Source organism: Pseudomonas sp. RW3S2, assembly GCF_014268955.1.
Classification (GTDB): Bacteria; Pseudomonadota; Gammaproteobacteria; order Pseudomonadales; family Pseudomonadaceae; genus Aquipseudomonas; species Aquipseudomonas wayambapalatensis.
The window spans coordinates 243432-269384 of the sequence record NZ_JABWRM010000003.1 but is presented as its reverse complement, the minus strand read 5'-3'; the positions used below and the strand labels follow the sequence as shown (position 1 = coordinate 269384).

General features: G+C 63.2%; 23 protein-coding genes. 11 read left to right on the top strand and 12 right to left on the bottom strand.

Features of this window, described 5'->3' with window-relative positions; all coding sequences use genetic code 11:
• Positions 1-14 precede the first annotated feature (14 nt).
• Positions 15-359, top strand: a complete 345-nt coding sequence (locus HU748_RS06440) for a YggL family protein (RefSeq protein ID WP_054892459.1) — start codon at positions 15-17, stop codon at positions 357-359.
• Between the two features lie 7 nt (positions 360-366).
• On the opposite strand, the gene HU748_RS06435 is transcribed toward HU748_RS06440, so the two are convergent.
• The 6 genes from HU748_RS06435 to HU748_RS06410 all read right to left on the bottom strand — a co-directional run bounded on the left by HU748_RS06435 (position 367) and on the right by HU748_RS06410 (position 7303).
• Complete coding sequence (locus HU748_RS06435) at positions 367-3966, bottom strand: transporter substrate-binding domain-containing protein (RefSeq protein WP_186719742.1); 3600 nt, start codon at positions 3964-3966, stop codon at positions 367-369.
• A gap of 8 nt (positions 3967-3974) precedes the next feature.
• Positions 3975-4595 carry a response regulator transcription factor gene (locus tag HU748_RS06430; protein ID WP_186666999.1) on the bottom strand — a complete coding sequence of 207 codons (621 nt, stop codon included), beginning with the start codon at positions 4593-4595 and terminating at the stop codon, positions 3975-3977.
• Positions 4596-4872: 277 nt separating this feature from the next.
• Positions 4873-6204 (bottom strand): deoxyguanosinetriphosphate triphosphohydrolase, encoded by a 1332-nt coding sequence (locus HU748_RS06425; RefSeq protein WP_186666703.1) that lies wholly within the window; start codon positions 6202-6204, stop codon positions 4873-4875.
• A 74-nt stretch (positions 6205-6278) separates the two neighbouring features.
• Positions 6279-6608: a hypothetical protein gene (locus HU748_RS06420; protein ID WP_186666702.1), complete on the bottom strand. Its 330-nt coding sequence runs from the start codon at positions 6606-6608 to the stop codon at positions 6279-6281.
• Positions 6605-6979, bottom strand: coding sequence for a phage holin family protein (locus HU748_RS06415; protein WP_186719739.1), 375 nt, complete (start codon positions 6977-6979; stop codon positions 6605-6607). Before HU748_RS06415 ends, HU748_RS06420 begins: the two co-directional genes overlap by 4 nt.
• Positions 6980-6988: 9 nt before the next feature.
• Complete coding sequence (locus tag HU748_RS06410; RefSeq protein WP_186666700.1) at positions 6989-7303, bottom strand: YqjD family protein; 315 nt, start codon at positions 7301-7303, stop codon at positions 6989-6991.
• A 312-nt stretch (positions 7304-7615) separates the two neighbouring features.
• Here HU748_RS06410 and HU748_RS06405 point away from each other — a divergent pair, with 312 nt between their 5' ends.
• The 5 genes from HU748_RS06405 (at position 7616) to HU748_RS06385 (ending at position 10964) form a co-directional block, all read left to right on the top strand.
• Entirely contained in the window at positions 7616-8824 is a 1209-nt protein-coding gene (locus tag HU748_RS06405; protein ID WP_186719737.1) for an ammonium transporter, read from the top strand.
• Positions 8825-8892: 68 nt separating this feature from the next.
• Positions 8893-9129, top strand: a complete 237-nt coding sequence (locus HU748_RS06400; protein WP_186709934.1) for a glutaredoxin family protein — start codon at positions 8893-8895, stop codon at positions 9127-9129.
• A gap of 89 nt (positions 9130-9218) precedes the next feature.
• Complete coding sequence (locus HU748_RS06395) at positions 9219-9650, top strand: D-Ala-D-Ala carboxypeptidase family metallohydrolase (protein ID WP_186666697.1); 432 nt, start codon at positions 9219-9221, stop codon at positions 9648-9650.
• Positions 9651-9721: 71 nt separating this feature from the next.
• Entirely contained in the window at positions 9722-10030 is a 309-nt protein-coding gene (locus tag HU748_RS06390; protein ID WP_054892451.1) for a hypothetical protein, read from the top strand.
• Between the two features lie 49 nt (positions 10031-10079).
• Entirely contained in the window at positions 10080-10964 is an 885-nt protein-coding gene (locus HU748_RS06385) for a pseudouridine synthase (RefSeq protein ID WP_186666696.1), read from the top strand.
• 36 nt (positions 10965-11000) lie between these two features.
• On the opposite strand, the gene HU748_RS06380 is transcribed toward HU748_RS06385, so the two are convergent.
• From HU748_RS06380 to acnA, 3 genes are all read right to left on the bottom strand, one after another.
• Positions 11001-12566 carry a PAS domain-containing methyl-accepting chemotaxis protein gene (locus HU748_RS06380; protein WP_186666695.1) on the bottom strand — a complete coding sequence of 522 codons (1566 nt, stop codon included), beginning with the start codon at positions 12564-12566 and terminating at the stop codon, positions 11001-11003.
• Between the two features lie 199 nt (positions 12567-12765).
• Entirely contained in the window at positions 12766-13542 is a 777-nt protein-coding gene (locus HU748_RS06375) for a CPBP family intramembrane glutamic endopeptidase (protein ID WP_186719735.1), read from the bottom strand.
• A gap of 103 nt (positions 13543-13645) precedes the next feature.
• Positions 13646-16387, bottom strand: coding sequence for an aconitate hydratase AcnA (acnA, locus tag HU748_RS06370; protein ID WP_186719733.1), 2742 nt, complete (start codon positions 16385-16387; stop codon positions 13646-13648).
• Between the two features lie 214 nt (positions 16388-16601).
• On the opposite strand from acnA, the gene rlmM reads away from it, so the two are divergent.
• The 4 genes from rlmM to HU748_RS06350 all read left to right on the top strand — a co-directional run bounded on the left by rlmM (position 16602) and on the right by HU748_RS06350 (position 21579).
• The gene (rlmM, locus tag HU748_RS06365) at positions 16602-17666 is read left to right on the top strand and encodes a 23S rRNA (cytidine(2498)-2'-O)-methyltransferase RlmM (RefSeq protein WP_186709939.1); all 1065 of its coding nucleotides are present in this window, start codon (positions 16602-16604) and stop codon (positions 17664-17666) included.
• An 81-nt stretch (positions 17667-17747) separates the two neighbouring features.
• Positions 17748-17990: a sulfurtransferase TusA gene (gene tusA, locus HU748_RS06360; RefSeq protein ID WP_054892445.1), complete on the top strand. Its 243-nt coding sequence runs from the start codon at positions 17748-17750 to the stop codon at positions 17988-17990.
• A gap of 56 nt (positions 17991-18046) precedes the next feature.
• Entirely contained in the window at positions 18047-19189 is a 1143-nt protein-coding gene (pdxB, locus tag HU748_RS06355; protein ID WP_186719731.1) for a 4-phosphoerythronate dehydrogenase PdxB, read from the top strand.
• Between the two features lie 194 nt (positions 19190-19383).
• The gene (locus HU748_RS06350; protein ID WP_186719730.1) at positions 19384-21579 is read left to right on the top strand and encodes a TonB-dependent siderophore receptor; all 2196 of its coding nucleotides are present in this window, start codon (positions 19384-19386) and stop codon (positions 21577-21579) included.
• Between the two features lie 175 nt (positions 21580-21754).
• On the opposite strand, the gene HU748_RS06345 is transcribed toward HU748_RS06350, so the two are convergent.
• Positions 21755-22360: a biliverdin-producing heme oxygenase gene (locus HU748_RS06345; protein WP_186719728.1), complete on the bottom strand. Its 606-nt coding sequence runs from the start codon at positions 22358-22360 to the stop codon at positions 21755-21757.
• 95 nt (positions 22361-22455) lie between these two features.
• On the opposite strand from HU748_RS06345, the gene HU748_RS06340 reads away from it, so the two are divergent.
• Positions 22456-23001 carry a histidine phosphatase family protein gene (locus HU748_RS06340; protein WP_186711802.1) on the top strand — a complete coding sequence of 182 codons (546 nt, stop codon included), beginning with the start codon at positions 22456-22458 and terminating at the stop codon, positions 22999-23001.
• Positions 23002-23013: 12 nt separating this feature from the next.
• On the opposite strand, the gene HU748_RS06335 is transcribed toward HU748_RS06340, so the two are convergent.
• Together HU748_RS06335 and HU748_RS06330 are read right to left on the bottom strand one after the other, a co-directional pair.
• Positions 23014-23799 carry a sulfite exporter TauE/SafE family protein gene (locus tag HU748_RS06335; protein WP_054892440.1) on the bottom strand — a complete coding sequence of 262 codons (786 nt, stop codon included), beginning with the start codon at positions 23797-23799 and terminating at the stop codon, positions 23014-23016.
• A gap of 222 nt (positions 23800-24021) precedes the next feature.
• The gene (locus HU748_RS06330) at positions 24022-25908 is read right to left on the bottom strand and encodes a methyl-accepting chemotaxis protein (RefSeq protein WP_186719726.1); all 1887 of its coding nucleotides are present in this window, start codon (positions 25906-25908) and stop codon (positions 24022-24024) included.
• Between the last annotated feature and the right edge of the window lie 45 nt (positions 25909-25953).

Sequence of the window (25953 nt, the reverse complement as noted above, 5' to 3'; positions counted from 1 at the left end):
AGAGGATTGTTTCAATGGCTACCAACCGTTCCCGTCGTCTGCGCAAGAAGCTGTGCGTGGATGAATTCCAGGAATTGGGTTTCGAACTGAACCTGGACTTCAAGGAAGACCTGTCCGACGAAGCCATCGATGCCTTCCTCGACGCCTTCCTGGCAGAGGCCATGGACGCCAACGGCCTGGACTATGTCGGTGGTGATGACTTCGGCCTGGTCTGCCTGGCCAAGCGTGGTTCGGTCAGCGAAGAGCAGCGCGCCACTGTCGAAGCGTGGCTCAAGGGCCGCAGCGAGCTCACCAAGATCGAGGTCAGCCCGCTGCTGGATGCCTGGTATCCGGACAAGCCGATCAACTCGGCTTCCTGATCCCGCGTCACTGTGTCTTGGCTGGTTGGCAACGCTGACCGGCCAAGGCCTTCTCTACGCGGCGCATCTGCCGCGCCAGCGCCTGGCGGCGCAATTTCAGTTGCGTCGACGACATCCCCTCTGTTTCCAGCGCCTGACAAGCCTCCATCAATCCCTTTGCATCCAGCATGCGCGCCACGCCAAGAATCTTGTGCGCCTGCTCGGCGATGGCTTGTGCGTCCTGCTCGGGGTCCAGGGTCATCAGCAGGGTCAGGTCCTGTTCCAGGCTCAGTTGCAGCGTGGTCAGCATTCGTGCGTGGTCTTCACGGCGGTCACCGATGATGTTCGTCAGCCCGTCGAGGTCGAAGGGCCCTTGTGAGCGCCGCCGACACGAGGGGCTCACACTGGCCAGATGTAATCCGAGAGTTTGCAGGCTGATGGGTTTGAGCAGGCAGTCGTCCATGCCGGCGTTCAGGCAGCGCTGGCGTACTTCCGGTTGGGCGTTGGCGGTGTAGCCGAGGATGGTGCAAGCTGCCTTGCCCCGTTGGCGTTCTTCGCTGCGCAGGACTTCTGCCAGTTGGTAGCCATTCATGCGTGGCATGTTGCAGTCGAGGATCAGTACGTCGAAGTCTCCGTGCCGCCATTTTTCCAGCCCTTCCTGACCGTCGCGGGCACTGTCGTGCCAGAGCCCCAGATACGTCAGCTGCTGGGCCATCAATAGCAGGTTGGCGGGATGGTCGTCGATCACCAGAACCCTGAGTCGCGTGTCGGGTGCCTCTATGTGTGGCGGCTGCACGACGCTGTCCGGGGGTGGTGCCACGCGCTGCAGCGGCATCAGCAGGCGCACCTGGGTGCCCACGCCCTGCAGGCTCTTGAGCGCCAGTTGGCCACCCATCATCTCGCACAGGGTACGACAGATCGCCAGGCCCAGCCCGGTACCGGCGCGGGCGCTTTCACTCTGCGGATTGATCTGTACGAAGGGGTTGAACAACCGTCGCAGGTCGTCATCGTGAATGCCGATTCCGCTGTCGCGCACTTCCAGTTCGAGCATGTCGCGTTCGCTGCCCTGTACCGAGGCTTTGATGCGTACATGGCCCTCGTCGGTGAATTTGATCGAGTTGCTGACCAGGTTGGAGAGCACCTGCTTGAAACGCAGTGGATCGAGCAGAGCGTAGCAGCGCGCCGAGGGTTCTATGAGCACCTCCAGCAGTAGGCCTTTTTCCCGGGCCTGGCCTTCGAACACCCGTCGCACCGATTCGATCAGGGCCGCCAGATCGATCGGCTCAGGGGTCAGGGACAAATGCCCGGACTCTATTCTGACGATGTCGAGAATATCGCCGATCAGTCCGAGCAGGTCCCTGGCCGAATGATAGGCGACCTCGATCGACGCGTTGTCCAACTGCCCCTGGTCGGCGCGCCTGACAGCGAGTTCGAGCATGCCTATCACGGCGTTCATCGGTGTGCGGATCTCATGGCTGATGGTCGCCAGGAAGGTGCTCTTGGCCCGGTTGGCATCGTCGGCCTGCTGTTTGGCGAGGCGTAGGTCCTGGATTAGCTTGCGGCGATCACTGATGTCGATCCAGCCACCGATGATGCCCTGTACTTCGCCCAGCGAGTCGCGGTAGGGAAGGATCCAGTGGTAGATGGTCAACTCGCGGTCTTTCAGGCGCAGCGGGCGGTCGATGATCAGCGGTGTGCCTGCTTCCATCACCTGCAGATAGTCGGTGTGGATCTGCCGGGTGTAATCGCAGTTGCTGAACAGACTTTCCTGGAGCAGTTTGCCCATGACGGCATCGGCACTTGCATCGACAGCCTCCAGGTAGCTGTCGTTACAACTTTGCAGCCGTCCTTCGCGGTCGCGTACGTACATCGGGTGAGGGGTCCCGTTGAGCAGGGCGCGCATGAATTCGAGCTGATCGTTCAGGGCGCGTTCTGCCTGGCGACGGTGCCGTATCTGGCGTCGCAGGTAGGCGTTCCAGGCCAGCGCCAGCAACAGCAGAACGCCGATCCCCAAGACGACCTGCAGCACCAGGCGCTGGTACTCGCGCCATTGGCCACCATCGTGCAACGCATAGCCGCGCCAGCGACTGTTTATGACTCCCAGCTCTTCTGGCGTGATGCTCAGCAAGGCCTTGTCGAGAATCGAAGCCAGGAGGCTGGCATCCTTGGCGCTGGCCATGGAGAAGGAGGCCGGGTCGTTGCCGATCGTGGTGCGGATCACCAGATCGTTGTTGGCGGCGGTGGCATGGTTGGCGTCCAGCAGCGTGGTGATGGTCGCATCCACCGCACCGCTGCTGAGCAGGGCCATGGAGTAGAAGGTGCTTTCGGTCTCGATCAGACGGATCTGCGGGTGCGTAGTCGCCAGCAGCATCGCAGGCGGGGTGTGCCGTGTGATGGCGACTCGACGGCCATTCAGTTGCTCCAGTGACGTGAAGGGGCGGCCGCTGCGGGTAACCAGTACATAGGGGCTTTCGAGGTAGGGGCGACTGAGTTGCAGGGCTGCCTGGGCGGGTGCTGCGACGCTCAGCGCGGCAATCAGGTCGGCACTGCCCTGCGCGATCGACTGGATCATCTCTTCGATTCCGTTGGCGCGTTGGATTTCGAACTGCAAGCCGGTGCGCAAGCGGATCAGTTCCAGCAGGTCGGCGGTGATGCCGCGGAAATGGCCGTTGCCGTCGAAGAATGACAGGGGGGCGGAGGTATCGCTCACCACCACGCGCATGCTGGGATGCTCGCGCAACCATTGCTGTTCGCGCGAGGTCAGTTGCAGGCGGCGATCGGTGAGCAGCAGGTCGCTGCCTGCACTCCAGCGCTTGAAGATCGCACTCGACACGTTGGCTGGCTGGCTGTCGAGGATGGTGTTGATCAGGCTCATCAACAAGTGATCCTGGGCGCGCACAGCGAAGCTGAAGCCCACGGCTTCGTGCTTGCCAAAATTGGCCATGCGCAGGCGCGGCAGATGACCGCGGGTAAGCTGGAAGTGAGTCGAAATGGTATCGCCAAGAAATACGTCGGCTTGGCCAAACGCGACAGCGTTCAACGCTTCGGAGGTGGAACTGAAGGTTTTCAGCTGAGCTTGCGGGTAAAGCGTATGCACATCCTCGATTGGCAGGTAATGGTAGAGCGTGCTCAGGCGCAGGTCGGCGAGCCCCACGTCGAGGGGGCGTGTCTCGTCCTCGCGGGTGACCAGAACGGGGCGGTCTACCGCGTAGGGTCTTGACAGTGCCAAGCCCTCGACCGCGGCTTCATAGCTGTTTGCACTGCCAAGTAGATCGATGCGTCCGGCCTTGAGTGCCTCCACCGCGTCCTGGCGATGAGTAAATCGCAGGACTTTTATTTCGAGCCCCAGTGCGCTGCCGATCAGGGCGGCATACTCTGCTGTCAGGCCTTGGTACTCGTTGCCACTGGTGACGTCGAAGGGGGGATTGTTGGGCGCGGAGGTTCCCAGTGTCAGGCTGGTACGGTCGTGCAGCCACTGCCGCTGAGCGGCCGAGAAGGCTGGCACGGTTGCTTCGGCGGTGGAGCGGACCAGCAGTTCCAGCTTCTGGGGGGCGACCTCCTGCTTCGTTTGAGCATGGCAACCCAGACTGAGCAGGGTCAGCAGCACGCAGACGATGTACCTCGGCATGATTCACCTCAGACCAGCGCGTTGCGCTTGGCCACTTCGATCAGGTCGACCAAGGTATCGACCCTTAGCTTTTGCATCAGGCGCTTTTTGTAGGTGCTGACAGTCTTGTTGCTGAGGAACATGCCTTTGGCGATTTCCTTGTTGCTGCGCCCCTGTGCGAAGAGTTGAAGGACCATCAACTCTCTGTCGTTAACTTGTCGGAAAAGCTCTATGTCCTGATCGGATATTTCTTGATTGGGGTTTATTGCCTGGCTGGGGAAGTAGTTGTAACCGGAAAGTACTGCCTTGACTGCGCTGAGCAACTCGCTCAGGTCTTCCTGCTTGCACACAAAACCCGCAGCGCCCGAGTGCATGCAGCGGATCGCGAACAGCGTTGGCGACTGTGCCGTCAGCACCAGCACTTTCAGGGGCAGTCCCATGGTCTGGAAGCGCGCCAGGACCTCCAGGCCATCGAGCTTGGGGATGCTGATGTCGAGGATGACCAGGTCGGGAGGGGTTTCACGGATCATCTGCATGGCATCGACGCCATTGTCAGACTCGCCAATGACCTTGTAATTCTGATTTTCCAGCAACATGCGAATGGCCAGGCGAATCACAGGGTGGTCATCAACAATAAATATGGAGCTCATATCAACTTCCCAGTCGGCGAGTGTCAGATGCAAACAAAACCTTATCGCAGTTGACCGTCTTCGGGCATGAGAGGTTAGACGTAATGCCATATATGGGAAAAGACCTACATCCAAGTACTACGTGTGCCCTGGGTTTGTGTAGGCTCTGTAAGGAGTCAAGACGACGGTGTGCTAATTCCAGAATTATTTTTTCTGGGTATTTAATGTTTCTGTGAGCATGTAGGAAGTTTCTCTCAAGAGGGACGGCAAGCTGCGGCTGACCGTCCCTCGTTGTCTGTCAGTGAGGGCTGGAGCGTCCTGTCATTTCTCCCGCCATTTCACTGGCGTAGCTGTCGGTCATGCCAGCGATGAAGTCGATCATGCGCAGGAAAGCGTTGTGCAGGGAGCCGTGTGGATCGGGGGCGTGGTTGCCGATCAGGTCCAGCACACGCCGACTCTTGAAGGATGGCGTGCGCCCACCGTGTTGTTCCAGCGCTGCCCCGCAGAACGCGTTGAGAAGAATCTCCAGCGTGGTATAGGCGCCGATTTCATGCAGCGTCTTGCGCTTGTCCTGGAAGATCTTCTTGCGCGCGATATCCTTGGCCTGCAGCACACAATGCTGGGCTGGGCCATGCATGTGTTCGACCAGGTCGCCTGCCAGATGCCCGGCCAGCAGCGCCTGTTGCTGCTCGACGAAGGCCTGGGCGGCGGCGTTGGTCAGATGCTCGATGGCCTTGCCGCGCAGAATGGCCAGCTTGCGCCGACGAGAGTCCGACGGACCCAGTTGTCGATAGGTGTCGGGCAGGTCGTCACCGACCAGGTCCAGCAGCAGCGCCTCGACCTCGGCATACTGCAGCAGCTCCATCTCCAGTCCGTCCTCCAGGTCGATCAGCGCGTAGCAGATGTCGTCCGCGGCCTCCATCAGGTACACCAGCGGGTGACGAGCCCAACGTTGTTCCTCGAGCTGCGGCAGGCCCAGTTTGTGGGCGATCTGCTGCAGCAGTGGCAGCTCGCTCTGGTAGCAGCCGAACTTGTGTTTCTTGTACCCCAGCGCGTCGGCATGACGGGCGCTCCATGGGTACTTGAGATAGGTGCCGAGGGTGGCGTAGGTCAGGCGGGTGCCGCCGTCGAACTGGTGGTATTCCAGCTGGGTGAGCACGCGAAAACCCTGGGCGTTACCTTCGAAGTTGAGGAAGTCGGCACGTTGGTCGTCGTTCATGTCGTCGAGCCAACCGCGTCCCGCTGCCTGCTGAAACCAGTGGCGGATGGCGTCTTCGCCGGAGTGGCCGAACGGCGGGTTGCCGATGTCGTGGGCCAGGCAGGCCGACTGCACGATCATGCCCAGGTCGCTTGGTGCACACCAGTCGGGCAGGCTGGCGCGCAGGGTCTCGCCAACCCTCATGCCCAGCGAGCGGCCCACGCAACTGACTTCGAGGGAGTGGGTGAGGCGGGTATGGATGTGGTCGTTGCTCGAAACCGGATGGACCTGGGTCTTGCGCCCCAGGCGGCGGAAGGCGCCGGAGAAGATGATGCGGTCATGGTCCTTGTGGAAGGGGCTGCGCCCCAGTTCTTCAGGGCTGTACAAGGCTTTGCCGAGGCGTTCGCGGTTGAGCAGGGTATGCCAGTCCAAGGCTCGATCTCCGTCAGATGATGGCCATAGCTTCCCGTGTCATGGGCACCCGCGCAAGCCACGGGCGCTTCGTTTCAGCGATGACGGCCATTCTGCAGGAACAGGCGCACCAGGGGCGCCAGGCTGCCACCCAGGCGCAGCAGGCGCGCCAGGTTGCCGCTGCGCACCCCCTTGCCGGTCAGGAAACCCAGGGCGACCACGACGCCCAGGCCCCACAGCGGAGCGTGCTTGATGCCAAGGCCGTCCTGGACCGATGCACCCATGCCGCGCAGGCGCTGAACCGGCTGGAGCAGTTGACCGGACTCGTGGCGAATTTCCTGGCGATGCATTTCCAGGCGCAGGCGCAGCAGTGCCTTGCGCAGCTCGCGGGGGTTACGGGTGTTAGGCAGTTCAGGCAGGCTCATGGCAACAGGCGCTCCCGGTCCTTGGCGAGTTCTTCGAGGGTACTGCTGAACGGTGAGGATTCATCGAACACGGCGGCCTTCAGGCGCAGGCCGCAAAAGAGTGCGGCGACGCTGTAGAACACGCAAAGGCCGACGATGCCGGCCAATCGGTAGCTGTCCCACAGCAACACCAGGATCAACCCGGACAGCGCGGTCAACAGGAGCAGGGCAAAAACCAGTGCCAACCCTGCGAATAGCAGCAGGCGCAGGGTACGGCCTTTCTGCTCCTGCAATTCGATGCCGAACAGTTCGATGTGACTGTGCAGCAGCCCCAGGATGGCCGCGCCGAGGCGTTTGCCGGAAGCGCCGGCGCCGATGGCGTCGTTGTCCATGCGTCCTCCTCAGCGGCGGCTGGCGAGCAGGCCGACCAGTAGCCCGACACCGGCTGCGATGCCGATGGCCTGCCATGGGTTTTCCTGGACGTATTCTTCGGCACTGCCCAGCGCAGCCTGGCCACGCTCGCGTACCGACTCCTGGGTCAGTTGCAGGCTTTCGCGGGCTTGCTGCAGGCGGTCGTGGATCTGGCCACGCAGTTCGTCGGCCTGATCGCCCGCCAGATTGGCGGTGTCGGCGAGCAGTTTCTCGGTGTCGCGTACCAGTGCCTGGAAGTCAGCCATCAAGATCTCTTGTGCAGTCTTTGCCGATTTGCTGGCCATGGAGTCTCTCCCTGTCGATGTGTGTGGCTATTTCGAGTAATGAGTGTGGCGGAAGGTTCACCGCTTGTCGCTGGTACGGCGTTTGCTTTGTTCTGCCGTGTCACGGGGCGTCGATGCCAGGCGCTGCCCCGAATGCGTGCGAGACCCTGGCGGACACCGATAAACCTTAACCCAATCCACGACAAACCCAAGAAAAAACCAAGCCCTGCGTAGTCGGCCTCCCAAAATGGGGCGCACGGCAGGCACCGATCAGGTGCGCGAGCAAGGTTTATGAACTGTCCTGGTGCATTTTTCAGCAGGTCTGCCCACTCCATGGAAAACATGCATAGCGCGATGGACTCCCTCGTCCATGGCTCCAACACCCTGTTCATCCTCATGGGGGCCATTCTGGTCCTGGCCATGCACGCCGGTTTCGCCTTTCTCGAGGTCGGAACCGTGCGGCACAAGAACCAAGTCAATGCCCTGTGCAAGATTCTCAGCGACTTCGCCGTCTCGGCGCTGGTGTATTTCTTCATCGGCTACTGGATCGCCTACGGCGTCAGCTTCTTCCAGCCGGCGGCGGAGCTGGCCAGCGATCATGGCTATGCCTTGGTCAAGTGCTTCTTCCTGCTGACCTTTGCCGCGGCGATCCCGGCAATCATCTCCGGGGGTATCGCCGAGCGCGCGCGCTTTGCCCCGCAGTTGTGCGCCACCGCGCTGATCGTGGCGTTCGTCTACCCGTTTTTCGAAGGGATTGTGTGGAACGGCAACCTGGGCATCCAGGCCTGGTTACAAGCTCGGTTCGGCGCACCCTTCCATGACTTTGCCGGTTCGGTGGTGGTGCATGCCATGGGCGGCTGGCTGGCGCTGGCGGCCGTCATCCTGCTCGGTGCCCGTCGCGGGCGGTACCGTGATGGACGGCTGGTGGCTTTCGCACCTTCCAGTATCCCGTTCCTGGCGTTGGGCTCTTGGATCCTGATCATCGGCTGGTTCGGCTTCAACGTCATGAGCGCACAGACCCTGGAGGGTGTCAGCGGGCTGGTGGCGATCAATTCGCTGATGGCGATGGTGGGCGGCACGCTGTCGGCCTTGCTGGTCGGGCGCAATGACCCAGGCTTCCTGCACAATGGCCCGCTGGCCGGATTGGTGGCGGTGTGTGCCGGTTCCGATCTCATGCACCCGGTTGGCGCGCTGATGACCGGGCTGGTGGCGGGAGCGCTGTTCGTGTGGTGCTTCACTGCCTCGCAGAATCGCTGGAAAGTCGACGATGTGCTGGGCGTGTGGCCGTTGCACGGTGTGTGTGGCGTATGGGGCGGTCTGGCGTGCGGCATCTTCGGGCAGACGACGCTCGGGGGGCTGGGCGGTATCAGCCTGCTGAGCCAGTTGCTCGGCAGCCTGGCCGGCTTGCTGCTGGCCTTGGCCGGTGGCTTTGCCGTGTACGGCTTGGTCAGGGCGGTTCACGGGTTGCGCTTGAGCCATGAGCAGGAGTTCCAGGGCGCGGACCTGTCTGTGCACCGTATCGGCGCCACCAGCCAGGATTGAGCGGCAGATGCAGGCTGTTCCCGGCGAGCCTAGAATGAGCGTTTCTTCAGTGGACCCGGGAACTGACCATGCTGCCTGAATGCCAACTGTTCGGCACCTTGGGGTGTCATTTGTGTGAAGTGGCGGAAGCCGTGCTGATGCCGTTCGTCGAGCACGGTTTGTTGGTCGAACTGGTGGATATCGCCGACGACGAAGCCACGGTCGAGCGTTACGGCTTGATCATTCCTGTCTTGCGTCGCTGCGACAGTGGCACTGAACTGCCCTGGCCGTTCGATGCGCAGCAGGTGGTGGCCTTCCTCAGGTGACAGTGCGCAGGGGAGTGCTTCCTTCATCCCGTTCCTGTGGCCCTGGTCGATGATGTCGGCTCGACAAAACCGAGCACCAGGGAGGCATCATGTTCCTTACGCCGCACTTCACGCTCAAAGAGATGACGTTTTCGCAGGCCGCTGTCCGCAACGCCGTACCCAACGATCCCGATCCCGAGGCCTTGGCCAATCTGCGCTTGTTGTGCGAGGTGCTTGAACAAGTGCGGGCCTTGGTAGGCTCCCCGATCCTGATCACCAGCGCCTTTCGCAATGAAGCCGTGAACCAGCTTGTGGGCGGCGTGCATAACAGTGCGCACCGCACGGGCCTTGCTGCCGACATCTGTGCGAAAGCGATGACCGCCCGGCAACTGGCCGAATGCATCCGCGACAGCTCCATTGCGTTCGATCAACTGATCCTGGAGTTCGACAGCTGGGTTCACTTGGCCATTTCACTCGACAACCCAAGGCGCCAGGTAATGACCGTTCGCAAGGGAACCGGCTACTTGCCGGGCTTGCAATGAGTCGTTGCGCATTGACGGCAGGGATATCACATTCGTATGCTGTATAAAGATACAGTAAATGGGGTGAGGCGATGCACAATGTCGAGCAACTGAAGTACAGCGTCAACCGCATGCCCCCGGAAGCGGTGTGCGATGCGGTGCTCGAGCTGCGCATGGAGGGCTTGGTGACCGACGACCGTACCCCGTTCGGCAAGGTCCATTTCAATACCTGCTTTGCCGAGATCGAGGCGCTGTTCCAGCGAGCAGGTTTTCATCGCCCGCTGGATGTCGTCGGTTACGAGGGGGTGGTCTACGCCCTCTATGATGCCGGACGCTGGGAGGCGGTACAGGTGTTGCGTTGGCTCAAGTCACGCTGTGAGCAAGTTGGCGAGGCTGGTTGAGTGAGCGGGCATTGGCGATAATGCCCGCTCATTGATTACCGAGCCTGCCATGTCCACGCCGTTTGACCCTGCTCACCAGCAAGCCAGTACCGTTTGTCTGCCACCTGGCCATTGGGCCACGGTACTCGATTGCCTGTGCGATCACTTCAAGGGCATTGGCCGTGACCAATGGCTCGATCGCTTCAGTCGAGGGCGAGTGCTCGACGCCGAGGGCAGGGCAGTGGCGGCCGATCTGCCGTATCGGCGTGGCATGCGTCTGCACTACTTTCGTGAAGTCCCCAATGAAAAGCCCATTCCGTTCCAGGAAACGATCCTGCATTGCGATGAGCACCTGGTGGTGGCGGACAAACCGCATTTCCTGCCGGTCACGCCCACGGGCGAATATGTCGAGCATACCCTGCTGCGGCGCCTGATCCGTCGTCTGGACAATCCCCACCTGGTGCCGTTGCACCGCATCGACCGCCATACAGCGGGGCTGGTGCTGTTCTCGTCCAACCCGCAGTCGCGCAGCGCCTATCAGCGGCTGTTTCCCGAGCGGCGCATCGACAAACGCTACCAGGCCATCGCTGCACCGCTGCCGACGCAGGCATTTCCGTTGGTGCACCGTAGTCGGCTGGAGCATGGTGAGCCGTTCTTTCGCATGCGTGAGGTCGAAGGGATGGCCAACAGCGAGACCCTGGCCGAGGTCCTGGAGAAGAACGGTAACCTGTGGCGCTACGGACTCTCGCCCGTGACCGGCAAGACCCATCAGTTGAGGGTGCACATGGCGGCGCTGGGGGCCGGGATCAGCAACGACCCGTTCTACCCGACATTGCTCGAGGGTGAGGACGATTACGAGCGGCCGTTGAAGCTGCTGGCGCAAAGTCTGCGCTTCGAGGACCCGCTGACGGGTGAAATGCGGTATTTCCAGAGCCGATTGAGCCTGGACTGGTAAAAAAAGGGCTGCCCGAGGCAGCCCTTTTTTTGTCGCTTAGCGGTTGAACCGCTCCACCAGCGAGTATTGCGTTCCCGCCGTACTGGTCAGCTCTTCACTGAGCAGTGCCGAATGCTGCGCCTGCTCTGCGGTCTGGTCGGCCAGGTCGGCAATGGTGCTGATGTTGCGGCTGATCTCGTCCGCCACTGCGGTCTGCTCCTCGGTGGCAGCAGCGATCTGGGTCGCCATGTCGGTGATGTTGGCCACCGCTTCGCTGATCCCCACCAGCGCCTGGTCGGCCTGCATCACCCGCTCCACGCCTTCCTCGGCCTGACGGTGGCCGGTCTCCATGGTTTGCACAGCGTTGCTGGCTGTCTGCTGGAGCTTGGCGATCAGGCCGTGGATCTGGCCGGTGGATTCGGCGGTACGTTGCGCCAACTGGCGCACTTCGTCGGCAACCACGGCGAAGCCCCGGCCCATTTCACCCGCGCGAGCCGCTTCGATGGCGGCATTGAGCGCCAGCAGGTTGGTCTGGTCGGCGATGCCCTTGATCACATCGACCACACCACCGATCTCGTCGCTGTCCTTGGCCAGCTGGGTGACGGTCTGGCCGGTTTCACCCACTGCTGCCGAGAGGCGTTCGATGGCTTCGCGGGTTTCCCCGGCGATCTGGCGCCCCTGGCTGGTCAGCCGATTGGCTTCCTGGGTGGCATCGGCGGTGCGCTGCACGTGGTTGGCCACTTCTTGCGTCGTGGCGGCCATCTGGTTGACGGCAGCGGCGACCTGCTCGGTCTCCACACGCTGGCGCTCCAGCCCCGACGAACTCTTGTGCGCCAGCACATCGGATTGGCGCGCCTGGTCGCTCAGGTGCTCGGCGCTGTCCTGCAGGCGGGTGAGGCAGGTCTTGAGGCGCGACTCCTGGCTGAGCATGGCCATTTCCAGGCGCGCCTGCACGCCACGGCTGTCGGTGAACATCTGCGCGATCAGCGGGTCGGAGGTGGTCTGTTCGGCCAGGCGCAACAGGCGCTTGAGGCCGCGCTGCTGCCAGGTCAGGCCAAGCAGGCCGAGAGGGACGGAAACGGCCGCGGCCAGGGCAAAGCCCCAGGAGTGGCCGAGCCAGTTGCCGATGAGGAAGCCGATCTGGCTGATGAGAATGAACGGCAGCCAGTCCTGCAGCACCGGCAACCACTTGTCACGGCGCGGCACCGCCGACTTGCCCTGGTTCAGGCGTTGGTACAGTGCTTCGGCACGGCGGATCTGCTCGGCGGTCGGCTTGATCCGAACGGATTCGAAGCCGACCACCTGGTTGTTCTCGAAGATCGGTGTGACGTAGGCGTTGACCCAGTAATGGTCGCCTGACTTGCAGCGGTTCTTGACGATCCCCATCCACGGCAGGCCCTGCTTGAGGGTCTGCCACATGTGGGCGAACACCGCCGAGGGCACGTCAGGGTGGCGTACCAGATTGTGTGGCGCACCCGTGAGTTCTTCGCGTGAGAAACCGCTGATTTCGATGAAGGCATCGTTGCAGTAGGTGATCACGCCTTTGGCGTTGGTGGTGGAAATCAACCGCTGCTGGGCAGGGAAAGTCCGTTCTCTCTGGGTAATCGGCTGGTTGTTACGCATTGGCTGTTCAATCCGCAAGGCTTTCCACAGGTATCGGCAAGCCCATGGTTTTATTGAATGATTATTTAACTTACTTGACCTGGGACAGTGGGTGGCTACGAGCCATCAGCTAGGGAGTCGGCTTGTTGCTTGCAGTTGCACCCAAGATGTCAGCATTTTTAACGATTTATGACGTTATGGTCCGATCATGACCCATTGCTCAGGCCGGGGCCAGCATCGGATAGGTAAACAGTGCGAAGTGGGTCAGGTTGACGGCGAAATGGCACAGCACCGCAGCGGGCAAGCCGCCGAGTCGATACGCCAGGCCGTAGCCGACGCCTGCAAGGCTTGCCAGGTAGAACCACTGCCAGCCGCTGGCCAGATGCGCCAGGCCGAACAACAGTGCGGCCGCGATCAGTGCAAGCCCCTGATGCCTGAACAGGCGTTGCAGCCCACCCTGGATATAGCCGCGGAACAGCAGCTCTTCGGTCAGGCTGACCAGCAACAGGTTGTTCAGGGCCCATATCCAGGTTTGTTCCGGCCATTTCGGCGCCCACCCCACCATTCCAAGCGACCAGGCGCCACCCAGGCAGGCCATCAGGGTCAGCGGCAGTACCAGCCCGACACTGGAAAGCACGCCGCGTCCGCGCAGGGTCAGGACCCATGGGCAGGCCAGCAGAAGCCAGAAGCCGATCAGTGGCTTGTCCAGGTTCAGGTACATGGAAAACGGTAGCGCGCCTTCGCTGAATACCACCCTGTCGATGACCTTCGCACTTGCGAAACCGGGCAACCAGTGCGACGCCAGGGCGCCGACCAGAATGATGAACAAGGTGTGCCCAAGGGCCCGCTGCCAGCCCGAGCGCTGTCGCACCAGCAGTGTGGTGCAACACAGGGCGAGCAAGGCGGGCAGGGCGGCCAGGCCCAAATGACCATGGAGCAGGGCCACGGCATAACCGAGACCAAGCAGGGCGAGGGCGATCCAGTGGGCAGGCGACATCTGTAATCCGGTTAGCGGCAAATCGATATGATGGTTTGACTCACCCCGAGGACGCCAGGACACGTCGCAGAGGCATCGCGAGCGAACCCGCGATGCCTTCCCTTCAACCGGCGATCAGTTGCCGCAGCACGTAGTGCAGAATCCCGCCCGACTTGAAGTACTCGACTTCATTGAGCGTGTCGATCCGGCACAGCACCTCGATCTCCTGCGGCTGGCCATCCTCGCGCAGGATGCGCAACTGCAGGGTCATGCCCGGGCGGATCTGCGCGCCGGTCAGCCCTAGTACGTCGATGCGCTCCTTGCCGGTCAGGCCCAGGCGCTTGCGATCATCCCCGGCCTTGAACTGCAAGGGCAGTACACCCATGCCCACCAGGTTGGAGCGGTGGATGCGCTCGAAGCTTTCGGCCAGCACGGCCTTGACCCCCAGCAGGTTAGTGCCCTTGGCAGCCCAGTCGCGGCTGGAGCCGGTGCCGTATTCCTGCCCGGCGATCACCACCAGCGGCGTGCCTTCTGCCTGGTAGCGCATGGCTGCATCGTAGATCGACAGTTTTTCGCCGCTGGGCACATGCAATGTATTGCCGCCTTCCTCGCCGCCGAGCATTTCGTTGCGGATGCGGATGTTGGCAAAGGTGCCGCGCATCATCACTTCGTGGTTGCCGCGACGTGAGCCGTAGGAGTTGAAGTCACGCGGCTCTACGCCCTTGTCGCGCAGGTAGCGGCCGGCCGGGCTGTCGGCCTTGATGTTGCCTGCCGGGGAAATATGGTCGGTGGTCACCGAATCGCCGAGCAGCGCGAGGATGCGCGCCCCGTGCACGTCGCCGATGTCCGGCAGCGGGCCGCCGATATCGTCGAAGAAGGGCGGGTGCTGGATGTAGGTGGAGTCGTCCTGCCAGACGTAGGTGGCGGCCTGGGGCACTTCGATGGCCTGCCACTGGGCGTCACCGGCGAACACCTCGGCATACTCCTTGTGGAACATGGCGGTATCGACCTTGGCCACCGCGTCGGCAATTTCCTGCTGGCTGGGCCAGATATCGCGCAGGTACACCGGCTGGCCGTCCTTGCCAGTGCCCAGGGCATCCTGGGTGAGATCCACGCGCACGCTGCCGGCCAGGGCATAGGCGACCACCAGCGGTGGCGAGGCCAGCCAGTTGGTCTTGACCAGTGGGTGCACCCGGCCTTCGAAGTTACGGTTGCCCGACAGCACCGAGGCCACGGTCAGGTCAGCGCTGCCGATGGCTTTCTCGATGGCGTCGTCCAGTGGGCCGGAGTTGCCGATGCAGGTGGTGCAGCCATAGCCGACCAGGTCGAAGCCCAACTGGTCCAGGTAGGGGGTAAGGCCGGCCGCCTTGAAGTAGTCGGTGACCACTTTCGAGCCTGGCGCCAGCGAACTCTTGACCCAGGGTTTGCGTGCCAGGCCTTTCTCGATGGCTTTCTTGGCGACCAGCCCGGCGGCCATCATCACGCTGGGGTTGGAGGTGTTGGTACAGGAGGTGATGGCCGCGATTACCACCGCGCCGTCGCGCAGTTTGTGGGTCTGGCCATTGTGCGTGTAGTCGATCTCGCCGGCTTGGTCGGCATTGCCCACGGCAACACCGCCACCTCCTTCGCTTTCCAGGCGTCCGACCTCTTTGGCCAGGGGTTTGGGTTGCAGTTCGATGAAGCCGTCGAAGGCCTGGCTGACCTTGGACAGCGCCACTCGGTCCTGCGGGCGCTTGGGCCCGGCGAGGCTGGCTTCGACCTCGTGCATGTCCAGCGCCAGGCTGTCGCTGAACAGCGGTTCCTGGCCCGGCTGGCGCCATAGGCCCTGGGCTTTGCAGTAGGCTTCGACCAGTTGCACGGTCTCGTCAGGGCGACCGGACAGGCGCAGGTAGTCGAGGGTGACGTCATCGACCGGGAAGAAGCCGCAGGTGGCGCCGTATTCCGGCGCCATGTTGGCGATGGTGGCGCGGTCGGCCAGGGGCAGGTCGGCCAGGCCGTCGCCATAGAATTCGACGAACTTGCCGACCACCCCCTTCTTGCGCAGCATCTGCGTGACCGTCAGCACCAGGTCGGTGGCGGTGATGCCTTCGCGCAGTTTGCCGGTGAGCTTGAAACCGATCACCTCGGGTATCAGCATCGACACCGGCTGGCCGAGCATCGCCGCCTCCGCCTCGATGCCGCCGACACCCCAGCCGAGCACGCCCAGGCCGTTGATCATGGTGGTGTGCGAGTCGGTGCCGACCAGGGTGTCGGGGAAGGCGTAGATGCGCCCGTCTTCCTCGCGGGTCCACACGGTGCGGCCGAGGTACTCCAGGTTGACCTGATGGCAGATACCCGTGCCCGGCGGCACCACGCGGAAGTTATCGAAGGCACTCTGGCCCCAGCGCAGGAAGGCGTAGCGTTCGCCGTTGCGCTGCATCTCGATGTCGACGTTCTGTTCGAAGGCTTCGGCGGTGGCGTAGCGGTCGACCATCACCGAGTGGTCGATCACCAGGTCCACCGGCGACAGCGGGTTGATCCGCTGCGGATCGCCGCCAGCCTTGGCCATGGCCGCACGCATGGCGGCCAGGTCGACCACGGCGGGCACGCCGGTGAAGTCCTGCATCAGTACCCGCGCGGGGCGATACTGGATCTCGCGGTCGGAGCGCCGCTCTTTCAGCCAGCCGGCCAGCGCTCGCAAGTCGTCGCCGGTGACGGTTTTACCGTCTTCCCAGCGCAGCAGGTTTTCCAGCAGGACCTTGAGCGACATGGGCAGGCGTTGCAGGTCGCCCAACTGGCTGGCGGCCTCGGTGAGGCTGAAATAGTGGTAGGCGCGGTCGGCCACCTGGAGGGTCTTGAGGGTTTTCAGGCTATCGAGCGAGGGCATTGCCAACTCCTTGTGCTCCGGTGCCCGGCAGTCGTGGTTGCCGGTGTCACCGCTCTGTATCGGCCCGCACGGCACGGGCCAGGCTGAACAGTCAGGTTAGACCGCTTTGGCGGGCCTGACGTTGTTCTGGACCTGCGGGGCGTGTCGCAGGTTCCGAACTTCCTTTATCATTCGCCGCCCTGACGCTGTCTGCGCCAGAGATGTGGAGTAAGAGATGAATACCCTGTTCATGCATTGCCGGCCCGGCTTCGAGGGCGAGGTCTGCGCCGAAATCAGCGAACACGCCGCGCACCTGGGTGTGGCCGGCTATGCCAAGGGCAAGCCGCAGAGCGCCAGCGCCGAGTTCGTTTGCCTCGACGAGGGCGGCGCCGAACGTCTGATGCGTGAGCTGCGCTTCGACCGGCTGATCTTCCCGCGCCAATGGGCGCGCGGCGACTTCGTCGAGCTGCCGGAAACCGACCGGATCAGCGTGCTGCTCGAACACCTGGCGGGCCTGCCGGTGTGTGGCAGCCTGTGGCTGGAGGTGCTCGACAGCAACGATGGCAAGGAGCTGTCGACCTTCTGCCGCAAGTTCGAAGTGCCGCTGCGCAAGGCGCTGGAGAAAGCCGGGCGCCTGGTCGATGACGCCAGCAAACCACGTCTGCTGCTGACCTTCATCAGCGGTCGGCGGGTGTTTCTCGGCTTGGCCGAGGCGGGCAATTCGGCGCTTTGGCCGATGGGCATCCCACGCCTGAAGTTCCCGCGCGAGGCGCCGAGCCGCTCGACCCTCAAGCTTGAAGAAGCCTGGCACCAGTTCATTCCGCGCGATCAATGGGACCAACGCCTGAACGACGACATGACCGGCGTCGACCTGGGCGCCTCGCCGGGCGGTTGGACCTACCAACTGGTCAAGCGCGGCATGCTGGTCACCGCCATCGACAACGGTCCGATGGCCGAAAGCCTGATGGACACCGGGCTGGTGCAGCACCTGATGGCCGACGGCTTTACCTGGAAGCCCAAGCAGACCGTTGACTGGATGGTCTGCGACATCGTCGAGAAGCCCGCACGCACGGCCTCGCTGATCGAAACCTGGCTGGGCGAGGGGTTGTGCCGCGAGGCCGTGGTCAACCTCAAACTGCCAATGAAGCAGCGTCACGCCGAAGTGCGCAAGTTGCTCGATCGCATCGAGGCGTCGTTCAAGGCGCGCAAGGTCAAGGTGTCGATCGCCTGCAAGCAGCTGTACCACGACCGTGAAGAGGTCACTTGCCACCTTCGCCGGCTCGACCTCAAGCCGCGCTGAAGCGATCGGGGCCGTGCTGCGGCCCCTGTTTGACCTGCACGCGGTTTGCGCGACAATACCCCTCAATTTGCGGAGCCCACCATGACCGACTTCACCCCAGACGCGACCCTCGACGCCACCGGCCTGAACTGTCCGGAGCCGGTGATGATGCTGCATCAGCACGTGCGCAACCTCGCTGCCGGCGGCCTGCTCAAGGTCATCGCCACCGACCCCTCGACCCGCCGCGACATCCCCAAGTTCTGCACCTTCCTCGGCCATGAACTGGTGCAACAGCAGGAAGACGCCGGCACCTACCTGTACTGGATACGCAAGAAGGCCGACTGAGCTGGATCGCGTCGGCCACAGCGCCTACACTGCGCTCCCCTGACAGGAGAGCACCCATGCTGATCGTTGCCGACGAAAATATCCCGCTGCTCGATGCCTTCTTCGCTGGATTCGGCGAAATCCGCCGTTACCCCGGCCGGGCCATCGATGCCGCCTGCGTCAGGGATGCCGATCTGCTGCTGGTGCGCTCGGTCACCCGCGTCGACCGGCAACTGCTCGAAGGCAGCAAGGTGCGCTTCGTCGGCACTTGCACCATCGGCACCGACCACCTCGATCTCGACTACTTCGCCCTGGCCGGTATCCACTGGAGCAGCGCGCCTGGCTGCAACGCCCGCGGCGTGGTGGACTACGTGCTGGGCAGCCTGCTGACCCTGGCCGAGCTCGATGGCGTGGAGCTGCCCAAGCGGGTGTATGGCGTGGTCGGAGCCGGTGAGGTGGGCGGGCGTCTGGTCCGTGTACTGCGGGGCCTGGGCTGGCGGGTGCTGGTGTGCGATCCGCTGCGCGCAGCCAGCGAAGAGGGCGATTTCGTCAGCCTGGACACGTTGCTTGAGCAGTGTGACACCATCAGCCTGCATACCCCGCTGCAACGCGGCGGCGAACATCCGACCTGGCATCTGCTCGGTGCGCAGCAACTGGCCCGCCTGCGCCCAGGGGCCTGGCTGATCAATGCCAGCCGCGGGCCGGTGGTGGACAACGACGCCCTGCGCGAGCTGCTGCTGCACCGCGAGGATGTCCACGCGGTGCTGGATGTTTGGGAGGGCGAGCCGCAGGTCGACCTGGCGCTGGCCGACCTGTGCACCCTGGCCACGCCGCATATCGCTGGCTATAGCCTCGATGGCAAGCAGCGCGGGACCGCGCAGATCTACCAGGCTTTCTGCCGTTCGCAAGGTTTGCCGGAGCAGGTGCAACTGGCCGACCTGCTGCCGTCGCCAGCTCTGGCACGCCTGGACTTCGATGCCAGCGCCGACCCGGCCTGGGCGCTGGCAACCCTGTGCCGTGCGGTCTACGACCCGCGTCGCGACGATGCGGATTTTCGTCGCAGCCTGAGCGAGGATCCCACCGAGCAACGTGCGGCATTCGACCTGCTGCGCAAGCAGTATCCGTTCCGTCGCGAGATCGAAGGGCTGGCGGTACGGGTACAGGGTGACGCGCCACAGCTGGTGCAGGCCATCAATGCTTTGGGCGCGGTGCTGGTCTAGCCCGCCTCGGGTACGGGTGTCTGCCAGGCGGGTTTACGGGCAATCTGTAAATTTCGTAAATAAGATTTAAACCTATTTGAGAATCGTTATATTCACCATCCCTGACGGACCCGCCTTTTGCCGGGCCGGTGGGCGAGGGGCCCGCCGACCGGGGCGTGGCTTGCTTCTCGCACACGATTTCAGGAGATGTACCGATGCACACCCGATCTTCCCCGCACCGCCTGGCCCTGGCCATCGTCGCCCTGACCGCGCCTGTGGCAGCGACTTCAGCATTCGCCGAGCAGGCGCTGGTAATCGAGGATACGCTGGTGACCGCCGAGCGCGAAGCGCGCCAGGCGCTGGGATCGTCGGTCATCACCGAAGAGGACATCAAGCGCCGCCCGCCGGCCAATGACCTGTCCGACATCATCCGCCGCGAACCGGGGGTCAACCTCACCGGTAACAGTGCCAGTGGCGCCCGTGGCAACAACCGGCAGATCGACCTGCGCGGCATGGGCCCGGAAAACACCCTGATCCTGATCGATGGCAAGCCATCGAGTGCACGCAACGCGGTGCGCTATGGCTGGAACGGCGACCGCGATACCCGCGGCGAAACCAACTGGGTGCCAGCCGAAGCGGTCGAGCGCATCGAGATCTTGCGTGGCCCTGCGGCGGCGCGCTATGGCTCGGGTGCGATGGGCGGGGTGGTCAACATCATCACCAAGCGCCCCAGCGAAGCACTCAAGGGCAATGTCAGCCTGTACACCCTGATGCCGGAGGACAGCGCCGAGGGCGCCAGCCGCCGGGCCAACTTCAACCTCGGTGGCGGCCTGACCGACACGCTTGGTTTTCGTCTCTACGGCGGCCTGGCCAAGACCGACGCCGACGATCTGGACATCAACGCCGCACACGCCGGCAGCTCGACCGTGGCGGGGCGCGAGGGTGTGCGCAACAAGGATATCAACGGCCTGCTGAGCTGGAAGCTCAACGACGAGCATCGCCTGGAAATGAGCGCAGGCTACAGCCGCCAGGGCAATATCTACGCTGGCGACACCATGAACAGCAACGGCGGTGGCAACCCGGAACTGATCTCCAGCCTGTATGGCCACGAGACCAACGTGATGCAGCGCAACACCTACGACCTGACCCACCTGGGTGATTTCACCTGGGGCACCAGCAAGACCGTGCTGGCCTATGAATACGTGCGCAACTGGCGCTTGAATGAGGGCATGGCCGGGCGTACCGAAGGGGCGATCAACGGCAACGATGCGGCATTCTCGCGCTTGCGCAACACGCGCCTGTCGAGCGAGGTCAACCTGCCGTTCGCAATGGGTGCCACGGAGCACGTGCTGACCGTCGGCGGCGAGTACCTCTATGAAACCCTCAACGACCAGGGCTCGCTTCGTCCGCAAAGCTCCGACCCAACAGGTACTGGCAACAACGCGATCGAAGGCTTCGACCGCAGCGATTCGAAGATGCAGGCACGCAGCCATGCCTTGTTCGTCGAGGACAACATCATCATCGGCGCAACCACCGTCACTCCTGGCCTGCGTTTCGATCACCACGAGACGTTCGGCGACAACTTCAGCCCCAGCTTGAACCTGTCGCACAAGATCACCGACGAACTGACCTTCAAGGGCGGCATCGCCCGTGCCTACAAGACGCCGAACCTGTACCAGTCCAACCCCAACTACCTGCTCTACAGCCGCGGCAATGGCTGCAGCGTGCGGCAGACCAACTCCGGCGGCTGTTACCTGCAGGGCAACGCCGACCTCAAGCCTGAGATCAGCGTCAACAAGGAGATCGGCCTGCTGTATGACCGCGGCACCTGGCGCACCAGCGCGACCTATTTCCGCAACGACTACCAGAACAAGATCATCGGCGGCACCGATGTGGTCTACGCGATCAATGGCGGCAGTCGTGTGACCCAGTGGGAAAACGCCGGCAAGGCGCGGGTGGAAGGTCTCGAGGGCAACCTGTTCATCGAGCTGACCCCGAGCCTGGACTGGAACACCAACCTGACCTGGATGCTCGACAACGACAACCGTGAAACTGGCGAGCCGCTGTCGGTGATCCCCGAGTACACGCTCAACTCCACCCTGGACTGGCGCGCGACCGACAAGCTGTCGCTGCAGTTGGCGGGCACCTGGTTCGGCAAGCAGAAGTCGCCGACCTGGAACTATCGCACCCAGGAGCGCTATGACGATGCGGCGCAGAAGGACGTCGAGGCCTATGGGCTGGTGGATGTCAGTGCCGGGTACAGGTTCAACGCCAACTACGATGTACGGGTGGGGGTGAACAACCTGTTCGACAAGCAGATCCTGCGCGGCGGCAATGCCAGCAGCGCAGGTGCCAACACCTACAACCAGCCGGGCAGGGCGCTGTTTGCGGCGTTGAATATTTCGTTCTGATATGTGTAGGAGCGGGCTCGTCCCGCGATCGGGCGCGTAGCGGCCGTAAAGCCGGGCTTCGAGGTGTTTCAGGAATACCCCGGTTGCCTGATCTACGCCCGCTTCGCGCCCGATCGCTGGACGAGCCCGCTCCTACAGGGTATGTGACGTTTTTCAGGTCGATCAACGGTGGCGCTTAGCATTCAATTGCCTGCAACAACACCGCGCGCTGCTCCAGCCAGCGCTCGAAGCAGGTGAAGGTAGCGACTGCCGCAGCCACGGTGCGGGCCTGATTTTCGGGTGGCAGGGGGTGCCGATCCAGGCGTTCGAGAAAGCCGCGCCACTGGCTGGCGGTGGCGCTGCCATACACATCGAGAAAACCACCGCCGCTGTCGGCGTCGATACCCAGGCGCTGCGCCATGGCACGCTTGAGCACCTGGCCACCGAGGGTGGAGCCCTCCAGTACGTACATCACACCCAGCGCGCTGGCCTCATCGGTGATGGCGGGCAAGTGCCGGCACAGCGGCAGCGTGTCGATCTGCTCGGCACTCAGCTTGAGTGCCTGCAGGTCGCGGCACAGTGCCGGCGCCTTGTTGCGCCCACTGTCCTGGTGCGTCGCCAACAATGCTTCGAGCGGTGCGTGAAAGCCGTAGTACGCCTCGATCAGGCGGCGATAGGCATCGTGGTCGAAACCTTCGCTGAAAAATGGCAGGCGTGCCTCCAGTGTCTTGTGGCAGGCCTGCGTACCTTCACGCAGCGCGAGCAGGACAGGACCGGGAGGAGGGCGGGAGGTGATGGTCATCGAATCGACTCTGATGGCTAATTGCCTGGGTTAGACTGGCGATCTTAGCGCAGCGTTCCTCGATGCCCTAATCCTCATTGCCAGAGAGCTCCAAGGTGAAAGCCGTCCGTCTGACCCTGATCAGCCATGCCCTGACCCGCGCCCAGAAAACCGGGCGATTTCCGTTGAGCGACGATCCCGTGCTGGGTGATGCCCCGTTGTTGAAGGCTGTGCCCGAGGGCGTGCAGGTGCTCAGCGCGCCCGAACTGCGCGCCCGTGAAACCGCCGCCTGGCTCGCCCCCGAAGTGCGTATCGAGACGGCGCTGGCCGACTGTGACATGGGGCATTGGCAGGGCGTTGCGCTCAAGCAGTTGCAGCGCGAGCAGCGCGAAGCCCTGGCGTGGTGGCAGGTCGATGTGGACGCGGCGCCCCATGGTGGAGAGTCCTTCGCCGCGCTGCACAAGCGCGTGGCGCACTGGCTGGAGGCGTTCGACACGCCCGGTGACTGGTGGGCCGTCACGCATCCGATGGTGATGCGTGCCGCGATGGTCGAAGTGCTCGGCAGTTCGCTCGGGGCCTACCAGTGTATCGACGTCCCGCCGTGCTCACGGCTCGAACTCAGCCGTACACAGATCTGGCGCCTGCGTCTTGCGCCGGCCTGAGGCGCCGGAGTATCAGAAGGCCAGCTTGTAGCCGATCAACAGCAGCATGCCCGCCAGGCAGGGACGCAACACACGATCGGAGATGCGGCCGGTGAGGTGGCTGCCGAGGTAGATGCCCGGCAGCGAGCCGAGCAGCAGGTAGCCGAGCAGCGACCAGTCCATGTTGCCCATACCCGCGTGGCCCAGGCCTGCGACCAGGGTCAGGGGGACCGCGTGGGCGATCTCGGTGCCGACCAGGCGCCGGGTCACCAGGAAGGGGTAGAGCAGGAACAGCGCCACGGTGCCCAGGGCGCCGGCACCGATCGAGGTCAGGGTGACCATGACCCCGAGCACCACACCGGTGATCACGGTGAGGAGGTTCAGGCTGCGGTCGCTGAGGTGGTAGTGATCGCCTGCATGCTTGCTGGCGAAGGCCTGCAGGCGCGACTTGAACAGGATCGCCAGGGCGGTAAGGATCAGCACCACCGCCAGGCCCTGCTTGATGATGGCGTTGAGTGCCGAGGTGTCGGCATGCAGGGTGCTGAGGAACCACAGGGTCAGCGCTGCCGCGGGCACGCTGCCCAGGCTCAGCCAGCCGGTGATCTTCCAGTCGATGTTCTTGTTGCGCGCATGCACCCAGACGCCACTGGCCTTGGTGATTGCCGCGTAGAGCAGGTCGGTGCCCACGGCGGTGGCAGGGTTGATACCGAACCACAGCAGGATCGGGGTCATCAGCGAGCCGCCGCCGACGCCGGTCATGCCGACGATGAAACCCACGACCAGCCCGGCAATGGTGAAACCGAAAGAACCTACATCCATACGTTACTCAATCTGCCCGCTAGCCCGTTGTCGGATGGGAGCAGGATATAGATTGTTCTTTATAGCCAAATAGAATTGTTGGTTATTAGGTTATAACGCGGCATCTTCACTGTTCCCCTGTAGGAGCGGGCTTGCCCGCGAACACGGGCGTAGCCCGTGCCAGGCACCGCGCTGTCTTTTTCGCGGGCAAGCCCGCTCCTACAGGGGAACCGTGAAGCAGTTTCAGATCCTGAAACTGCCCACCAACTGCTTCAAGCGTCCCGCCTGCTGGCTCAGGGCATCGCAGTGGCGCAGGGTTTCGTTGAGATTCTGCACCCCTTGCTGGTTGAGGGCGTTGATCTGGGTGATATCCAGGTTCAGGCTCTCGACCACTGCGCTCTGTTCCTCGGTCGCCGTGGCCACCGACTGGTTCATGCCATCGATCTCGCCGATGCGCAGGGTCACGTTGGCCAGTCGCTCACCTGCCTGGTTGGCCACCTGCACGGTCTGCTCGCTGGAGACCTGGCTGGCGTTCATGGTGTGCACCGCCTCGCGCGAGCCAACCTGCAGGCTGGTGATCATGCGGTGGATCTCTTCGGCCGACTCCTGGGTGCGGTGTGCCAGGTTGCGCACCTCATCGGCGACCACGGCAAAGCCTCGCCCGGCTTCCCCGGCGCGAGCGGCTTCGATGGCGGCGTTGAGCGCCAGCAGGTTGGTCTGCTGAGAGATGCCCTTGATCACGTCGAGGATCTTGCCGATCTCGTCGGTGCTGGCGTTGAGGGTTTCGATCTGCTCGCACGACTCGCTGATCTTGTGCGACAGCGCGGTCATGGCGCTGATCGCATCCTCCACCACCTGGCGCCCGTCGTTGGCTTGATCGCTGGCGCCGCTGGCGTGCTGCGAGGCATCGGCGGCGTTGCGCGCAATCTCCTGGGTGGCGGCGCCGAGCTGATTGATCGCCGCTGCCACGCTGTTGGTGCGCAGGCTCTGTTCCTCGGACCCGTTGATCGAGGCGTTGGAAGCGCTCATCACCTGTTCGGACAGGTCGTGCACCTGTCGGGTGGCCGAGGCCACTTCGCTGATCGAGGCGTGGATACGCTCGACGAAGCGGTTGAAGGCTGCGGCCAGTTCGCCGAACTCGTCCTTGTGCTGCACCTGCAGGCGACGGGTGAGGTCGCCTTCGCCTTCGGCGATATCGTGCATGGCGCGGCCCATGGTGGTCAGCGGGCGCATCAGCAGTGGGATCAGCAGGCCGAGCACGGCTGCGATGGCGGCCACCGCGATGATCATGGCAATGATGGCCGAACTGCGGAACTGGCCGAGGGCGGCGTAGGCTTTGTCCTTGTCGATGGACAGGCCGATGTACCACTGCGCCGAAGGCAGCCCCTTGACCTGAGTGAAGGAGACGATCCGCTCTTCGCCGCCGAGGGTCACGTCCTGCATGCCCGGCTCGACCCGCAGGGAGCTGCCGGGGTAGATGTCCTTGAGGTTCTTCATCAGCTGGTCCTTGTCGGGGCTGACGATCACCTGGCCTTCGCGGTCGACCAGGAAGGCGTGGCCGATACCGCCGAAATCCACGGCGTTGATGATGTCGACCAGGCTGTCCAGGCTCAGGTCACCCCCGACCACTCCGAGCAGCTCGCCATTGCTGCGGGCCTTGACCGGGATGGCGATGGTCACCACCAGCCCGCCGACCGATGCCTGGTAGGGCGGTGTCAGCAGGGTCTGGTTGGCGCTCGCGGCGGCGGTGTACCAAGGGCGTTTGCGCGGGTCGTAGCCTTCGGGCATCTGTGCGTCGGGGCGCTGGGTGAAGAGTCCGGTGTTCTGGCCGAAGTAGGTGAACTGGAAGTTGCTGGTGTAGGAGGGTTGGTCGACCAGCCCGGCGACCTGACTGCCGGTGCCTTGCTGGGCGATATCCTGGGCGAGGTTCTCCAGGATCAGGATGCGTCCGCTCATCCAGTTCTGCACGCTGCTGGCCGTCAGTGCGCCGGCCTGCTGCACGGAGGATTCGATGTTCTGGCGGATGGTGTTGCGTTGCAGGTAGTCGTTGTAGAGGGTGAACAATGCGAATGCCAATACCACGACACCGCAGGCGCTGAGGAGAATCTTGTGGCGGAACTTCAGGTTCATGTTTCGAGACCTTGAGCCGATGCTGGGGAGCCCGCCGTGCACTCG